At 64.3% G+C, this 16,892-nt stretch carries 13 protein-coding genes; 2 read left to right on the top strand and 11 right to left on the bottom strand.

Annotated elements, in window-relative coordinates; translation table 11 throughout:
* Positions 1–14 precede the first annotated feature (14 nt).
* From P0Y64_04335 to P0Y64_04365, 7 genes are all read right to left on the bottom strand, one after another.
* Entirely contained in the window at positions 15–1,037 is a 1,023-nt protein-coding gene (locus P0Y64_04335; GenBank protein WEK44067.1) for a dipeptide epimerase, read from the bottom strand.
* The gene (locus P0Y64_04340) at positions 1,010–2,035 is read right to left on the bottom strand and encodes a DUF1611 domain-containing protein (protein WEK44068.1); all 1,026 of its coding nucleotides are present in this window, start codon (positions 2,033–2,035) and stop codon (positions 1,010–1,012) included. The genes P0Y64_04335 and P0Y64_04340 overlap by 28 nt, the downstream gene beginning before the upstream one ends.
* A gap of 130 nt (positions 2,036–2,165) precedes the next feature.
* Positions 2,166–3,311, bottom strand: a complete 1,146-nt coding sequence (locus tag P0Y64_04345; GenBank protein ID WEK44069.1) for a DSD1 family PLP-dependent enzyme — start codon at positions 3,309–3,311, stop codon at positions 2,166–2,168.
* A 5-nt stretch (positions 3,312–3,316) separates the two neighbouring features.
* Entirely contained in the window at positions 3,317–4,597 is a 1,281-nt protein-coding gene (locus P0Y64_04350) for a D-arabinono-1,4-lactone oxidase (GenBank protein WEK44070.1), read from the bottom strand.
* Between the two features lie 24 nt (positions 4,598–4,621).
* A complete protein-coding gene (locus tag P0Y64_04355; GenBank protein WEK44071.1) occupies positions 4,622–5,293 on the bottom strand; it encodes a helix-turn-helix domain containing protein in 672 nt (223 codons plus the stop codon).
* The gene (locus P0Y64_04360) at positions 5,290–6,489 is read right to left on the bottom strand and encodes a hypothetical protein (GenBank protein WEK44072.1); all 1,200 of its coding nucleotides are present in this window, start codon (positions 6,487–6,489) and stop codon (positions 5,290–5,292) included. The genes P0Y64_04355 and P0Y64_04360 overlap by 4 nt, the downstream gene beginning before the upstream one ends.
* A gap of 1 nt (position 6,490) precedes the next feature.
* Positions 6,491–8,749: a TonB-dependent receptor gene (locus P0Y64_04365; protein ID WEK44073.1), complete on the bottom strand. Its 2,259-nt coding sequence runs from the start codon at positions 8,747–8,749 to the stop codon at positions 6,491–6,493.
* A 338-nt stretch (positions 8,750–9,087) separates the two neighbouring features.
* Here P0Y64_04365 and P0Y64_04370 point away from each other — a divergent pair, with 338 nt between their 5' ends.
* Positions 9,088–11,310: a TonB-dependent receptor gene (locus P0Y64_04370; protein ID WEK44074.1), complete on the top strand. Its 2,223-nt coding sequence runs from the start codon at positions 9,088–9,090 to the stop codon at positions 11,308–11,310.
* Positions 11,311–11,370: 60 nt separating this feature from the next.
* On the opposite strand, the gene P0Y64_04375 is transcribed toward P0Y64_04370, so the two are convergent.
* The 4 genes from P0Y64_04375 to P0Y64_04390 all read right to left on the bottom strand — a co-directional run bounded on the left by P0Y64_04375 (position 11,371) and on the right by P0Y64_04390 (position 15,198).
* Entirely contained in the window at positions 11,371–12,207 is an 837-nt protein-coding gene (locus tag P0Y64_04375; protein WEK44075.1) for a caspase family protein, read from the bottom strand.
* A 19-nt stretch (positions 12,208–12,226) separates the two neighbouring features.
* Positions 12,227–13,219 (bottom strand): hypothetical protein, encoded by a 993-nt coding sequence (locus P0Y64_04380; GenBank protein WEK44076.1) that lies wholly within the window; start codon positions 13,217–13,219, stop codon positions 12,227–12,229.
* A gap of 167 nt (positions 13,220–13,386) precedes the next feature.
* Positions 13,387–14,529 carry an aminotransferase class I/II-fold pyridoxal phosphate-dependent enzyme gene (locus P0Y64_04385; GenBank protein ID WEK44077.1) on the bottom strand — a complete coding sequence of 381 codons (1,143 nt, stop codon included), beginning with the start codon at positions 14,527–14,529 and terminating at the stop codon, positions 13,387–13,389.
* 81 nt (positions 14,530–14,610) lie between these two features.
* The gene (locus tag P0Y64_04390; protein WEK44078.1) at positions 14,611–15,198 is read right to left on the bottom strand and encodes a septal ring lytic transglycosylase RlpA family protein; all 588 of its coding nucleotides are present in this window, start codon (positions 15,196–15,198) and stop codon (positions 14,611–14,613) included.
* Between the two features lie 270 nt (positions 15,199–15,468).
* Here P0Y64_04390 and P0Y64_04395 point away from each other — a divergent pair, with 270 nt between their 5' ends.
* Positions 15,469–16,788, top strand: a complete 1,320-nt coding sequence (locus tag P0Y64_04395) for an MFS family transporter (GenBank protein WEK44079.1) — start codon at positions 15,469–15,471, stop codon at positions 16,786–16,788.
* The last annotated feature ends 104 nt before the right edge of the window (positions 16,789–16,892 follow it).

The following is a 16,892-nucleotide window of genomic DNA, read 5'->3' on the forward strand; positions in this document are numbered from 1 at the left end:
GGGTAGGGCGGACCCTAGTTCGTTCTGCGCTCGAATTCCATCTCAAGCGCCGCGCGCCCGTCCATCCCGGTTCCCCAGAAGCCCGTCGCGGGAGGCGTAAGCCTGCCATCCGCCGCGAAGCCCAGGCCCCCCGGTCGATCCTCCCGCATCAGCCATGGCCCGTCGAGATCCGCGAAGTCGGCGCGCTGGGCGACGTGAAACGCCGGCGCCATGGACAGCGACGTACCGACCATGCACCCCACCATCACGCCGAGCCCCATGCCCCGTGCGCGGACCAGCAGATCGAGCGCCTCGGTCAACCCGCCCGTCTTGTCGAGCTTGACATTGACCATCGAATAGCGGTCGCGCAGGCGATCGAGATCGGCGGTTACGTGGCAGGATTCGTCGGCACAGATCGGCACCAGCGCGGTGAAGCCGTGCAGCGCATCGTCCGCGCCGGCCTGCAGCGGCTGCTCCAGCATCGCGATCCGCAACTCGGCCAACACCGGCTGGAGGCGTTCGACCTGCGCCATTGTCCAGCTCTCGTTCGCATCGACGATCAGCGTCGCGTTCGGCACCTCGGCGCGCACCGCACGCAGGCAAGCCTCGGGCTGTTCGCCGTTGACCTTCACCTTGACGAGCGCCGCGTCACCCAGCTTCCGCGCCGCGTCGGCCATGCCGTCGGGCGTATCGATGCTCACCGTCAGCGCCGTAGTGATCGGATGGAGCGGTTCGAGCACGACTTTGCCCAGCCCTGCTTCCAGATCCCACAAGGCGCAATCCAGCGCGCAGCGCGCCGATCCGGCGGGCAACAGCCCGCGCAGTTCATCGCGCGTCGCGCCTTGGGCGATCGCCCCCGTCACCGCCTCGATCTGCGCGGTGACCGACGCGACATCCTCGCCATAACGGGCGGAGGGCACGCCCTCGCCGCGCCCAGTCACGCCGCCCTCACCGATCTCCACGGTTACGAGCGCCGACGCGGTCCTGACGCCGCGCGCGATGCGGAACGGCGCCTTGAGCGGCCAATTTTCTATGCGGGAATGGACGGTGCGAAGCATTCGATCAACCTTTCCGCCACGCGACCCAGCCCGTGCGCCACTGCATCCTGACACGGCAGGCCCAGCCGGTCCTCCACCTCGGCGCACGCACGAAGCGCCGCCTCGGCATCAAGCGCCGATGTGTTGAGCGACACACCGACCGCGATCACATCGGGGTTGGTGAGCCGCGCCGCCTCAAGATTGCGCGCAAGGCAATCTTCGAGCGTCGGCACCGCATGCCCCGGCAGATGCCGCATCCGGGTGCGCCCCACCTCATGGCACAGCATCAGCGCATCGGGCTGCGCACCGTGCAGCAGGCCAAGCGACACCCCGGCATAAGCGGGATGGAACAGCGAGCCCTGCCCCTCGATCAGATCCCAGCCGCCGTCATTGCGATCCGGCGACAATTCCTCGACCGACCCGGCGATGAAATCGGCCACCACGGCGTCGATCGGCATGCCGCCGCCGGCAATCAGGATGCCGGTTTGCCCGGTCGCGCGGAAATCGGCCCGCACATCGCGTGCAAGAAGTTCCTTTTCCAGCGCGAGCGTCGAATACATTTTGCCGACCGAACAATCGGTGCCGACCGCCAGCAAGCGCTTGCCCGCACGCGGAATGCCGGTGCCGGTCTTCAGCCGTTCCGGCGGCACGCGCACGTCGAAAAGCTGAACATTGCGCCGCGCCGCCGCTTCGGCGATCGCGGGATGCGAGGAAAGCCGCTCGTGCAGGCCGGACGCGACGTTCATGCCCGCGTCGATCGCGGCGAGCGCGGCATCGGCGGTTTCCGGCGACATGAAGCCGCCCGCATTGGCCATGCCGATCAGGAAGGTCTTCGCGCCGCGCGCCACCGCCTGATCGAACGTCAGCTCATCCAGCCCGATATCGACCGTGCAGTCAGCACCGCTCATCTGGCCGACGGACGATTCCGGCCGCCAATGCGCGACCCCGCGCGCCGTCTTTACGGCGAGCGGATCGGTCGCGCTGCCGAGATACAGAAGATAGGGGGTTTGAATCTGCACGCCTGGTCTCCGAATGGAAACGCATCTTCCCTCTTTGCGGGCGCCAGGCCCAAGTCAGATACGAGCTATTGCCATGCCCTGAGGTTATGGGATCGTATCTGCCTCATCCACCGGAATAGTAACGGCGCGCTCAGCGCGATCGGCCACGCGCGCTGACCGGCCAGATATCGACGAGCGTGTTGTCGCTCACCACATGATAGAAATCATAGAGGTTGACTGTCGGGTCGCAATGCGGCGCGCCCAGCGTCACCGTATCGCCTAGCGCCGGCAGCGTACCCGCCGGATGAACCAAGGCGCCCTGCTCGTCGCCCATGAAGAAATAGACCGTGCCCGCCGCCGCGCCACCGGCCAGCAACGGCGGCTTGGCGTCGGTCGCCATCGATTTCAGTCCAGCGTCCACCGTCACCAGCCCCGGCGAATTGGCGCTGATGACGCGCGTGTCGATCAGCAGCGCGGTTTCGAACGGGATTTCCCCCTCCACCGGCGTCAGCGCACAGACGCGATATTGGTCGTCCATGTAGATGTACGAGCCGACCTGAAGCTCGGTGAACAGGTTGAGCGTCGCATCGATGCGATGCGTGCCGGTGCCGCCGCCCGAGACGATCGGCGGTTTCCCCCCGGCCGCCTCCAGCGCGGCGAGGACGGAGCGCAGGTAATCTGCGCGATCACGGATCGCCGCCTCGCGCTCCGCGAAGCTCTCGATATGCTGTTGCGAGCCACAATAATATTGCACGCCGCCGTAAACGAGCGCGGGTTCGGCGGCGATCGCGCGATAGAGTTCCACGGCGGTTTCCGGGCTGGCGACGCCGGTGCGGTGGATGCCGGGGTCGATATCGATCAGCAGGGTCAACGGCCGACCTCCACGCGCCGTTACCGCCGCCGCGATGGCACGCGCGACATGCGGGTTGTCCGCCACACACATCAGCCCGGTCGCGCGTTCGTTGAGCGCCACCAGCCGCTCGATCCCAGGCGCAGAGACGACCGGCGAGGTGATCAACAGCCCCGCTATCCCCGCATCCGCCAGCGCCTCCGCCTCGCCAAGCTTGGCGCAACATTGCCCCAGCGCCCCGGCCGCGATCTGGCGCCGCGCGACATCGGCGCTTTTGTGCGTCTTGGCATGGGGGCGCAGCTTCAGGCCGTTCGCGGCAGCGAAATCGGCCATGCGCGCGATGTTGCGATCCAGCGCATCGCGGTCGATCACCAGCACCGGCGTGTTGAGATCGCGCCGCGATCCCTGCCGGCCGACCAGATGGCGGTGGAGTTCCTCGTCGGTCATGCGATTCACCTCGATTGGCCGGGCGCGATGCCGAACAGCTGCGCCAGATCGGCGTTGACGAATTTGGCACCGGGATCAACCTCGGCGCGGACCTTCAGAAAGTCCCCCGTTCGGGGATAGAGCGCCTGGACATCCGCGGTGCGCAATGTGTGGCGCTTGGCCCAATGCGGGCGGCCGTTGGCGCCGCGCAGCACCGGCTCGATCTCGGCGAACAGATCGCGCCACGGCATGCGCGCATATTGGTGGAACGACACCGACGCGCCCGCGCCGCGATTGAACGGGCTCATCCAGATATCGTCGCCCGCCACCAGCCGAAATTCGAACGGAAAGGCGACCGGCAGCCGCTTCCGCCGGATATAGCCGATCGCCTCCAGCAGGGTGGGCATGCCATCCGCGCGGGGCAGTTCATATTCCATTTCCTCGAACCGGATGGTGCGATCGGCCGGGAAGATGCTCCACGCCGGCCCGACCCGGCGCGTCGACTTGCTGCTCAGCCGCATCATCAGCCGTTGCAACGACGGAATCGCGAACGGCATCGAACGCCCGATCTCGCACGCGATGCGGAACGGGCGCTCATCGATATCGGTGCTGCGGTGCAAGTCACCCGGCCCCTCGACCGGGTGGAGCGTCTTGAAGATCACGCGATCGGCATAAGGGAAAACGAAAAACTCGAAATGCCGGGTCGCGCTTCCCAGTTCCGCCCAGCGTTCGGCGACTTCACCGAGCGGGCGGCTCTCGATCCGCTCCTCCAGATAATAAGCCGGGAGCACGTTGACGCGAATGCGCGTCGCCACGCCGAACAGCCCGAGCGACAGCCGCTGCGCCTGATAGAGATCGGGATGCGTCGCCTCGTCACACTGGATAAGCGAGCCGTCGGCCAACATCAGCTCGAAGCCGATCACCTGTGTCGACAGGCTGCCGAGTTCGGCGCCGGTGCCGTGCGTGCCGGTCGCGGTCGCCCCGGCGAGCGATTGCGGGTTGATATCGCCCTGATTGATCAGCGACAGCCCCTCCGCCCACAAGGCTTCGGTGAGCCGGGCGAGGCTCCACCCGGCAGGCGCCCACACGCTGCGGCGATCGGACGCGATCTCGATCGTCGCGCGATAATCGCGCATGTCGAGCAGGGTGCCTTCGGTCGCGCACAATGGCATGAACGAATGGCCCGCGCCGCGCACGCGCACCTTGTTTGCCGAAAGGATCGCGGCGCGCAGTTCCGCCTCGTCGCGCGGGGCGGTGATCGCCTGCGGCCGCGCATTGACGCTTCCCGACCAGTTATTCCACTCCATCCGCCCGCTTCTCCGTTCCGGCGCCTAGCTGAAGCTCGCGAAATAGTGCGCGAACAGCAGGCATACTTCCCTGTTGATGATATCGGCGTCGCGATCGGGCTCCTCGACCACCATCTCGGTCGCCGCGTAGCTCAGTTCGACCGTCATGCGCGTGACGACCTCCAGCCGGCGCGGATCGGTGGCGGGGTACATCTCCCGCATATGTTTCAGAAAATGCGCCGCCACCATGTCGCGCGATCGGAAGCGCAGATCCTGCAACACCGGCACCGCGCGCAGCGCGCGGCCGATCGCGCTGCCACCGGGAAACTCGCGCTGGATCGTCGCCATCCGTTCGTGGATCGCGAGGCTCTTGGCCAGCCGCTCCTCCACGGTGTCGCCGAGCAGGCCGCCTGCATCGACCCACGCCATCACCTCATCATCCTGCGCGCGCATCAGCCGGTCGCCCAGTTCCTTGAGCACCGCATATTTGTTCGGGAAATAGCGATAGAGCGCGGGCGGCGAGAGCCCTGCCGCCTGACAGATCAAATTGGTGGTGAGCTGTTCGAACCCCACCCGCTCCAGCAATTGCCCCGCGGTTTCGAGGATCAGCTCGAACGTATCCTGCCCGCGCGCCTGCCGGGGGCGCAGCTTGGTGGCGAGCGGGGGGCGCTTGGCGCGTGGCTTGCGCGCGCGTGGAAGGGTTTCCGCAATGGTCATGAGGCAGGGGTGAGCACGACAGGACGGCGTGTCAAATGAACCGCGAGAACGATCGCGATCGCCGCCGCCATCAGCCCCGCGCCCAGCATCGCGCAGCCGCGCACATCGGCGTCACTCACCGCCAGCGAAGCGAAAAACGGCCCCGCGCTGCACCCGAGCAGTGCAGCACCCGAGCCGAACACCGCGGCACGACGCGTCGGATCCGCCTCGATCGCCAGCGGGGTGAGCAGCGGCGCTGCAAACATCCACAGGCCACCGAACAATGCGGAAGCGAGCAGGAACACGCCTGATCCAGGCAATTGCGCGAACAGCAGCATCAGCGCCGCCATCGCCGCCTGCGATCCGAGCAACGCCGGCAACCAGCGCATTCGCCCGGCGAGGAAAGTGGCGAGTGTCCCGCCCGTCACCTGCGCCGCGAGCGAAAGCGACAGCGCCAGATCGGCCGTTCCGGCAGGATGCCCGGCCTGCCGCGACAATGGCTCGACATAGATCCACACCGCCAGGATCGCGGCGTTGAAACAGAATACTCCCGCCAGCGCCGCCAGTCCGCGCGGCGTGGGGATACCGCTCGGCTCGTCGGTGGCGACCGGCAATGGCGTGAACATGCGCGGCACCGCGAAGCCGGCGAAGGCGGTCAGGACGCCCATCGCCGCCAGCACCGCGAAACCCCCGTCCGCGCCATAGGGGCGCACCACCCACGGGCCGAGCGTCGCGACGACGACGAATTGCGCCAGCGTCTGCACCGTCAGATAGATCGCCGCCCAGCGCTCCGGGCGCGGCGCGCGGACGATCATCGCGGTCATCAGCCAGATCAGCGCGCCGCTAGGCAACCCATTCAGTCCGCGCACCGCCACCAGCGCCCAGCCGTCGCACCACAAGGTCGCACTGTTGAACAGCGCCATCAGCAAGCCGCATGCAATGGTCAACGGGCGCAACCGCTGCGTGCCGAGCAGTGCGCCGGTCAGGCCGGCGGCGATCCCCATGGTCAGCAGTTCGATCGTTCCCGCCTGCCCGATCTGCGGCGCGCTCAGCCGTCCGGCGTGCTCGAGTGCGCCGAGCAGTAACGGGCCAACCCCGGCGAACATGATTCCCGTAACGCCGGCGAACAATGTGGCCGCGATCTCGATCGTGGCCGGGCGCGGGCCGAGCCACACGCGGCCGTCGGCGCCTTCGCCCGCCGTCGCCGCGCCCGTCATGTCAATAACGTGCCTTCAGATAGAGGCCGTAAGTGCGCGGCGGCCCGACGCTGAACACGTCGAAGCCCAGCGTCGGGATCGGCGTCATGTCGGAGATGTTCACCTCGTTGAAGATGTTCTTGCCCCACACGCCGATCTCCAGCTTGTCCCGCGCGACGCGAAGCCCGAGCCGTGCATCGACGAAAGCGCGCGCCTGATCCCCCAGCCGCGCGGCGTTCGAGGTGTCGAAGAACACCTTGCTGCGGAACGACATGCTGGTGTTGGCGACGAGCGTGCCGAGCGGCGTTTGATGCTGCCAGTCGATCGCGCCCTGAATGCTGATCTTCGGCGCGGAGGGAAGCGTGTTACCCGAATAGTCGTTCCCGGCCGATATGAAGTCGCTGTACGTAGCGTGGAGATAGGCCGCGTTGAGCGAAACCGTCAGCCCGCGGGTCGGCGTCGCCTCCAGCTCCAGTTCGCCGCCGTAGATTTTCGCTGCCGAAGCGTTGGTGAAAAGCTGGCGGGTGATCGCGCCGTCCTCCACCGTCGTATAGACCTGCAAGTTCTTGTAATCATAATAAAAGGCCGAGACATTGGCGCGCAGCGTGCGGCCAAGCAGCTCGGTCTTGGCGCCGACTTCATAGGCGTTGACCGTTTCGTCCTTATACGGGCCGAGATCGGCCGGGTTGCCGGTCTGCCCGCTGAAGAAGCCACCGCTCTTCGCCCCGCGATTATAGCTCGCATAGATATTCGCGGTTGGGGACAGGCGATATTGCAGGCCGACCTTGCCGGTTACGGATTCGAACGTCTTCGCCCCGTCAAAGGTGAAGATCGGCACCAGGCCGTTCGCGGCCTGGCTGACGTAATGGAAATCCTTGTGATCGGCGGAATAGCGCAAGCCGCCGGTCAGCGTCAGTTGCTCGGTCAGATCGTAATCGAGCTGGCCGAACGCGGCATAACTGTCGACCTTCTGCGTCAGCGGCCAGCCGAATAGCCCGATGCCATCCACCAGATCGGTGCCGGTCGGATTGTCCGGCGTCGCTATCATCTCCTGCACCAGCGGCAGCACGTTATAGGCCGAATTGTTGTTGAGATAATCGTGCGCGTAATATGCGCCGACCACGTAGCGCAGCGGGGTGTGGCCGTTCGATTGCAGGCGCAATTCCTGGCTGAACGTGTTCTGTCGCGCGATATAGCTGGCGGTGATCACCGGGATCGGGCTTGCGTCGGTATCTTCCTGATCGTTGCGGTTGGCATGCTGATAACCCGTGACCGACACGATCGACACCGCCCCAAGATCAACCGTCAGCGTGTTCGAAACGGTGAACAGGTTCACCCGGTCCTTGCCCTCGAAGCCGTAATCGCCCTGGTAGAGATTCGTGCTGGTGTTGGCGTAGCCCATGAAGTTGGTGCACTGGCCCGACGTGTAATAGGCCGGCAGGCAAAGCCCGTCCGGCCCCGTCGCCGCCGCCGTCTGCGGCTGAAGCGATCGATTATAGGCCCATATAGACCCCCCCGTCGAACGCCCCGTGCTGATCACCAGATTGTCGGTAACATTGGCGCTCGGCGTGAAATGAAGCGTGCCGCGCACTGCCCAGCGATTAGTGTTGTTTCCAAAATGGTTGGTTAGGCGGTTTAGCGTGTAGCCGTCGTCGCGTTGATATAATCCCGCGAGGCGAATGGATAACTTGTCGACGATTAGCGGTACACTGACGCCGCCCTGCACGTTGACAGAATTGAACCGACCATATTCGGCCGACAGATCCGCCTCCGGCTCGTTGCCGGGCAGGCGGCTGGTGACGTTGATCGCGCCGCCAGTGGTGTTGCGGCCATAGAGCGTGCCCTGCGGCCCGCGCAGCACCTCCACCTGTTGCAGATCGAAGAACGCCAGCCGCTGCGCCAGCGGCGAGCCGACATAGACGCCATCGGCGTAGATACCGACCGCGCTGTTAGTCGCCGGATTGAAATCGTTGACGCCGACGCCGCGGATGAAGATGCGCGGATTGGCGCCATTGTCATCCGATTTGATCTGTAGTCCCGGCGCCTGGTTCGACAGATCGACGAGATCGAGCGTGCGCCGGTTCTGGATCGCCTCGGCCGTGATCGCCGTCACCGCGATCGGCACGTCCTGCAACCGCTCGCTGCGTTTCTGCGCGGTGACGATCACGTCGGGTATTTGCGCCCCGCCACCGGAGGGCGGCTGATCCGCCTGCTGTGCCACGGCGGATTGCGCGACGGCGAGTGCGGCCGCCGAAATGGTGATCCCAAGTGCCCGTTTCATCACGAACGGTCCTCCCCAAAATCTTTGTACGCAAATGATAGCAATAAATACCGTTCTGGCAATTGTTCTTAATAAATTGATATTATTATATATAATTTTGACGCGATGCGCCATTCGACGCAAATCGATAGCAAATATTACCGATGAAACTCGTGCCTGGGATCGAGTCGCCGCCCCTCCCCGGAAGGTGCGCGGACCAGCGCGCAGCCGATCAGAACGAACCATCTTGCGACATGGATCGAAAAATGCATTACTTTGCTTCCTAATTAAAAAAGAAAAGCTCGGTTCGGGCGCGTGTCGTTGTCGCCGCCGAGACAACAGAGAGGAGCCTGGTCATCATGACTCACCGCAACGCGCGCCGACAAATCGCCCTTTCCGGCCTGATCCTGCCGGCCATGCTGCTCCCGGCGATCGCCGCCGCGCAGGTCGCCACGTCAAGCGAAGCCTCCGCGCCCGATGCGGGGACGCAGACGGCCGCAACCGGCGATATCATCGTCACCGCCCAGCGCCGGGAACAGAAGCTTCAGGACGTGCCCGTCGCGGTCACCGCATTCGGCGCCGATCAGCTCAAGGGCAACAACGTCGAATCGATGCAGGACATCGCGACGCGCACTCCGGGGCTGAGTGTCAGCCAGGTCGATCCGATCAACCAGAATTTCGCGATGCGCGGCATCGGCACCGCCGCCGGGATCAGCCAGAATGCGGGCGGCGATCCATCGGTCGTCGTGTTCGTCGATGGCGTTTATGCCGGACGCGGCGGCACCCCGGATATCGACTCGCTCGATCTCGAACGGGTCGAAGTGCTGCGTGGGCCGCAAGGCACGTTGTTCGGCAAGAACGCGATCGGCGGCCTCGTCCAGTTCATCAGCCGCAAGCCTTCGGCCGACCCCTCGTTTCACATCGAGGGAAGCTACGGCAATTACAATCGCTATAGCATCGTCACCTACGGCAACACGCCGATCACCGACAAAATCTTCCTGTCGGTGGGCTTTTCACACAAGCAACGCGACGGTTTCGAATATAACGAAACCACCGGAAACCGCGTAAATAACGAAAATCTGACGACCGGGCGCGCCGCGCTTCGCTTCGTCCCGACCGACAATCTGGACATCATCCTGCGCGGCGATTTTTCGGATCAGAACCAGCTCGGCAATCCGCGCCACAATATTTGCGATCCGACATTCGCCGGCGGGATTCACTGCGTCGGGATCAATCCCGATCCGCGCGTGGTGAACGCCTATACCGACGGCTATATCAAGCGCTTCACCCAGACCTATAGCGCAGAGATAAACTGGACCGTGCCGATCGGGACGATCACGTCACTGACCGCGGTGCGCAAGGTCGATTTCAAATTCCTCACGCCGTTTTTCAGCAACCCGGTCAATCCGCCAAATCAGATCGAGTCCACCGATTTCGGCCATGAATGGGATACGCAATTCAGCCAGGAACTGCGGCTCGCCTTTACCGGCTTCGACGATCGCCTGCACGGCCAGACCGGCATTTATTACCTGCACGAGAACAACAATCGCATCGAGGGGCAGATTCAGGATTTCGCGACCCCGGCGATCACCGGAACCGCAATCTATCCGCAATATGTGAAGGCGCGCAGCTTCGCCGTCTTCGGCCAGCTCGATTACGAGATCGCGCCCAATTTCACCGCGACCGCCGGCGCCCGGATGACCTGGGAGCACAAGGAGGGCGAATTCGCCGGCTTCAAGGTTAGCGGCCCCGGCCTGCCACCACCGCTCGGCTCACTTGCCGGCTATGATGTAGAGGGCGCCAAGAGCTGGAGCGCCTTCACGCCACGCTTCGCGTTGAACTGGAAGGTTGCGCCCGACATCATGTTCTACGGATCGGTGGCGCGCGGCTATAAGAGCGGCGGCTTTCAGGGCCTGTCCGGCACCGCCGCCGGCGCCGCCACTCCTTACGATCCGGAACTGGCATGGGGTTATGAGGCGGGCGCGAAAACGCAGTGGTTCGATCGACGCCTGACGTTCAACCTCGCTCTGTTCAGAACAGATTACAAAAATCTGCAAGTTTCGCAACTTGTTCCGCTGTGCTGCGTCGTGGTCAGCAATGCCGCAAAGGCGAAAATCCAAGGTGTGGAAGTGGAAGCGATCGCCCGCCCCTTCCCCGGCTTCGAGATCGACGGCAGCTATTCATATCTCGATGCCAAGTTCATTTCGTATAATATTCCAGGACAGAATTACACCGGGAACGAACTTCCGCGTTCGCCGAAAAACAAATTCAATATTGGCGCGCAATATGATCTGATGGCTAATGATTGGCGTATCCGCGCGCGCGCCGATTATTCGTGGGTCGGCAACGCATATTTCGACGCGTCCAATATCCCGCAGCAACTCTGGCCGAGCCATGAAAATCTCGATGCGCGCATTTCGCTGCGGGCGCCGGGCAAAGCATGGGAGCTTTCGGTGTGGGGCAAGAATCTGACCGACGCGCTTGTGCCGAATTACGTCACTTATTTCGGGCCTTACCGGCAGATACTGGTTCCTTACGCGCCGCCACGCACTTACGGCGTGAGCTTGTCGTTCGACATGTAGCGCAAGCCTGCCTCCGCGCGGCGACGGCATAGCCAGGTCGCGCGGGGGTGTGCGTCATGCCTATGGCACGGGGAAATGCGGCATCCCGGCGAGAAACACATCGCGCGGCAGATCGCCTTGCCGCCAGGGCGACTGCTGGCCATCGGTTTCGCGATTGACGCTGGTGACGATGCGGCGAAAGGCGGCGTTGAGAGACTGGCGCCGCGCCAGCTCGACCGCCACCGCGCAGGCGAAGAAGCTGCCCCGCCCCGGCTCGCCATCGAATGCGACATTGCCCGGCTCGGTGGAGAACAGCGCCACGGTGGACATGCCGCGGAGCTCGCCCAATTGCGCGAGCCCCGCAGCGCCATCGCGCAGCGCGCTCATCGCGATGGTGGCCAGCGCACGGCTGCCGCCGGTCTTCATCTCCTCGACTTGCAACACGCTCTGTCCACTGTCCGCCGATTGGAACGGGTTGTTGCGACAGGCATCGATGATGATGATGCTCGCGCCGGCACGATCCGCGATCTGTTGAACGATCGCGTCGATCGCCAGCAGGCTGACGCCGTCGGCCGCGAGGAAATAGTTGCGCCCGCCGACCTGAAGCCCGTGGCCGGCATAATAGACCAGCGCGACATCCTCCTTGCGCAGCCGGCTGAGGAAGGCCGCGAGCCCCTCCTGCCACGCCTCGGCGTTCGCCTCCTCCAGCGATTGGATATCGGCGACCCCGGCGCGCGACAGCGCCGCCGCGATCAGGCGCCCGTCGACGATCGCATTGGCAAGATGCAGGTTCTTCTCCGCCCCCACATAATCCGCCGCGATCACCAGCGCGCGTGTCGCCGCCGTCGCGGGCTCCGCACAAAGCAGCCACATCGGAAGCAGCCACAGCATGAGACGAAACACGGCACGGGCGGACATGCTGGGAACACCCCCTCGCTTACAGGATATAGGACAGGCCAATATTGACGCCGTGGCTGACGCGCGGATCATCGAAATTGCGCGGGCCGCTCACCGGAAAGTAAAAGACGCCGCGATAGCGCAGATCCAGCGCCACCCGCTCGCTGAACCGCCGCAGGTAACCGACCGAAATGTCCGGGCCGACCGTGGTTTCCGATGGCCGGCGCGTTTCGTCGCGCACCGCATCGTCGCCGCGGGCGAATGTGGTGGCGAGCGTCAGCCGCTGTTCCGCCAGATGGCTGAGGTGCAGCAGGCCGTTCACATAAACCAGATTGCGCTGATCGACCGGGATGAACGCCGCCGCGCCGATGCGCGCGCCAAAGGTGTTCGACGTGCCTTCGCTCGTCGCGCTGAAGCGATCGACCGATAGCCCGAGATCGATCGGGCCGCCCAGCAGCGCGTTCACCAGATTGGTGCCATTCTGCGTCGCGGCGAACTCCCCGGATACGCTGAGCGCCGAGCGGACGCGCTCCAGCCGCACACCGCCGACGAACGAGAAGGTCTCGTTCAGCCGATGCTGGAGGGTCGCCTCCAGATCGAGCCGGCTGGAACGGACGCGCCCGCGCGATGAGGTGACGAGCAGATCTTCCGCCGTCGTCCCCAGCACCGACAGCCGCTGGGTGCTGCGCGAAATGGCACTGACGCTGGAAGCGGTGCTGCCATGAAGCGCGGTCAGGGTCAGCTGCGTGAGCTGATTGCCGGTCGGCGAAAAGGTGATCGAGGCGCCGTAAAGGGGGAAGAATATCTGATTGCCGCCCGACACGATCTGATTGTCGGCGACGTCGAACGAGGCAGCGGCACCGAACAATTCACGCAATTGCGCATTGGTTGCCGCGATACGCGCGACGGTGCCCTGTTCGAATGCGACTTGCGCCGTGGTCTGCTGTTGCGAGCTATTGTCGAAATAGCCTGAAAAACGCGGCGTTATCGTAATTTGCGCCGCCGCGGCGGTGGACAGAAACGCCAGCGCCACGCCGCTTAACGCGCGCGCCAGCCTGCGCGCACCGCGCCCGGTCAGCCTGTCAGAAATGGTTCGCCCCCTTCGCCAAGCCCGAAATAGGCTCCAGCGGATTGCATCACGGCGACTGGTTAAAATTTCGCTGCCACCGGCAATTCGGCCGCCGCGGCGCGACGCCCGATCTACGCCTGCGAACCCCCTTGCGCCGCGAACCATGGCGCAAGGCGACGCAGCGCCTCTTCGATCCGATCAGTCGATACCGCGAAACTGAAACGCATGAAGCGATGACCGTCGATAGGATCGAAATCGACCCCGGGCGCGGTCGCGACCCCGGTATCGAGCAACATCCGCATGCAGAAATCCATGCTGTCGTCAGTCAAATGACCAATATCGGCGTAAATATAGAAAGCCCCATCGGGGGGCGCGATCCGGCGCAGACCAAGCGCGGGGAGCGCCTCCAGCAACAATCCGCGATTGCGTGCATAGGTGCGGATATTGCCTTCCAGCTCGTCGCGCTCCTCGAACGCCACCAGCCCGGCATGTTGCGCGAGCGACGGCGGCGTCAGGAACAGATTGCCCATCCGCGCGCGCGCCGCATCGATCAGTTCGGGCGGCGCCACCAGCCAGCCGAGCCGCCATCCCGCCATGCTGAAATATTTGGAAAAGCTGTTGATGATCAGTGCGCCCGCATCGTCGCACAACACCGATCGCGCCGGGCCGACATAGCTCAGCCCATGATAGATCTCGTCCGAGATGATACGGATCCCGCGCCGACGGCATATATCGACGATCGCGGCCATCTCATCGGGCGCGATGATCGTGCCGGTCGGGTTTGCCGGGCTGGCGAGGATCAGCCCGTGCGGCGCGGGATCGAGTCGCTCGATCGCTGCGGCGGTGATCTGGAACCGCTCCGCCTCACCGCAACCGATCTCGACCGGATCGAGGTGCAAGGCCTTCACCGTGTTGCGATAGGCGACATAACCCGGCCGCGCGAACGCCACCCGCTCCCCCGGCGCGAACAGGCACGATAATGCGAGCACCAGCGCCGGCGATGCGCCGCACGTCAGGATCACCTGTTCGGGATCGACCGTGACGCCATGAACTTCGGCATAGTGACGCGCGATCCGCGCCTTGAGCGCGCCGCTTTCCCAATAGCCCATGCCATCGGTGTCGAGCACGCGATGCGCCGCCGCGATCGCCGCCGCTGGCGCGCCGGTGGAGGGCTGACCGAATTCCATATGGATCACCGAGCGCCCCTCTGCGGAGAGGCGGTGGGCGGTACGGCTGATGGCGATGGCGTGAAACGGATCGATGCTTGCGGACATGACGCGGGCTTAACCGCGTTGGCGGCGGAAGCAAATCGCGCTCACGGGAATGAGTTTGCCGGCGCTAAACGATACCCACGCCTATTCGCTGCCCGACGCCGCCCGTCCGCCAGTCGCGAACTGCGTCCGGAGTGCCTCCAGTTCCCATTGTCGCAGAGGCTCTAGCGCACCGGCCGCCTTGCCCGCGCGAAGGCGCTCGCGGTCCTTTTCGGAAGGTTCGATGCGGCGCACCCGGACCGCCGCCTGCCCCTGTGCCTTGATGCCAAGCCGATCGGCCGCCCCCCGCGACAGATCGATAATCCGCCCTTTCTGCAGAAACGGGCCACGATCATTGATCCGCACGATGATCCGCCGTCCCGTGTCGAGCGCCGTCACCTCGACATAGGTCGGCAAAGGAAGCGTAGTGTGGGCAGCGGTAATCCATTTCGGCCGAAAACGTTCACCATTGGCGGTACGGTTGCCGGATTCGCTGCCATACCAACTCGCATATCCGAGCAGGTCATAAGCCGGTGCGGCCGCCGGGACGTAAGTCGTTCCGCGTACCGCATAAGGCGGCCCGATCCGTACCGGGGTGTCACGCACGGGCCGGTAATTGCCGCCCGCGCATCCCGATAGGAGCAGGATTGCAGCGGCGATAACGGCCGTTTGGATATTCGCGTGTCTTGGCATGCATCGAGCCGTAACCGCTTGGAACGAAAGATTGAAGTCGCCGCACGTCGCTCAAGCCGCCGAACGCATCCGTCCACCACGTCACGACGCTTCCCCGCTTTTGGCCATGCCGCTCCGATCCGATGCGGGCGTTGCCAACCACCGATCTTACGGTGTTCGAGTTCAATCCTGGCCGCTATGGGCTGACATTGAACGAACTCGCCACCCGGTGTCACTGCGGCAAATGTCGAAGCGACCACGGCCGCGCAATGCCGGACGGAGCCAAACAGAATGACTGAAGCCGTTCTCTCTCCCGAGACCGCGCCCGCCCGATCCGACGCCCTGTCCACTGCGGCGCGCCTGCGCGCGATCGTCGCGGGATCGATGGGCAATTTGATCGAATGGTATGACTTCTACGTCTATGCCTTCACCGCGCTCTATTTCTCCGCCGAGTTCTTTCCCAGCGGCGATCGCACCGCGCAATTGCTCGGCACATCGGGCATCTTCGCGGTCGGCTTCCTGCTCCGCCCGCTTGGTGGCTGGTATTTTGGCCGTTTCGCCGATCGACACGGTCGCCGCAGTGCGATGATCGTGTCGATCATCATGATGGGCGCCGGATCGGCGCTGATCGCGATTCTGCCCAATTATGCCGCGATCGGCGCTGCGGCGCCCGCGCTTCTGCTTGTCGGGCGCATGATCCAGGGCTTTTCGACCGGCGGCCAATATGGCACCGCCGCGACCTATCTCAGCGAGATATCCTTCAGCGGTCGCCGGGGATTTTTCGCGTCGTTCCAATATGTCACGCTGATCGGCGGGCAATTGCTCGCGCTTCTCGTGATCCTGCTTCTCCAGCAGGTGCTGAGCGCGGAGGCCATGCGCGGCTGGGGCTGGCGCGTGCCGTTCGCCCTGGGCGCGGTCGCCGCGCTCGCGATATTGCTGTTCCGCAACGCGCTGCATGAGACCGCGAACCGTTCCGGCGGCCACCCGGACGCGGGCACGCTGCGTGGATTGCTCCCGCACTGGCGCCCGTTCGTCACGGTGCTCGGGCTGACGGCGGGCGGATCGCTGATGTTCTACGTCTTCTCGACGTACATGCAGAAATACCTCGTCAACACCGCGCATATGGATCCCAAGACGGTCAATTGGGTGATGACCTCGGTCTTGATCCCGTTCGCCCTGCTGCAACCTGTATTCGGCGCGCTGTCCGATCGGATCGGGCGACGCACCAACATGCTGTTGTTCGGCGCATTGTCGACATTGCTGACCATGCCGATCCTCAGCCTGCTGGCGGGCGTCACCAGCGCGTTCGCCGCGTTCGGGCTGATCCTCGCCGGGCTGACGATCAACAGCATCTACACGTCGATCAGCGGCCTGTTCAAAGCGGAGCTGTTCCCGATTCACATCCGCGCGCTGGGCGTCAGCCTCGCATATGGGATCGGCAACGCGTTGTTTGGCGGCACGGCGGAATATGTCGCGCTGAGCTTCAAGCAGGCGGGCAACGAAAGCGGTTTCTATTGGTATGTCACCGCGATCTGCGCCGTCGCGTTCGTCACCGCGATCCTGATGCGCGATACCAGCAAGGGCGATCCGCTGAGCGACGCGGTCGCCTGAGCCCACCCGCCGCTTTCCTTCCACGGCTCCGGCGCCATACCGATCGCCGGGCATAAGATGGGGCCGGGGCCACGGCCTCAGAGGATAGGGAATATTTCCAATAG

This window comes from Candidatus Sphingomonas colombiensis, assembly GCA_029202845.1.
Classification (GTDB): domain Bacteria; phylum Pseudomonadota; class Alphaproteobacteria; order Sphingomonadales; family Sphingomonadaceae; genus Sphingomonas; species Sphingomonas colombiensis.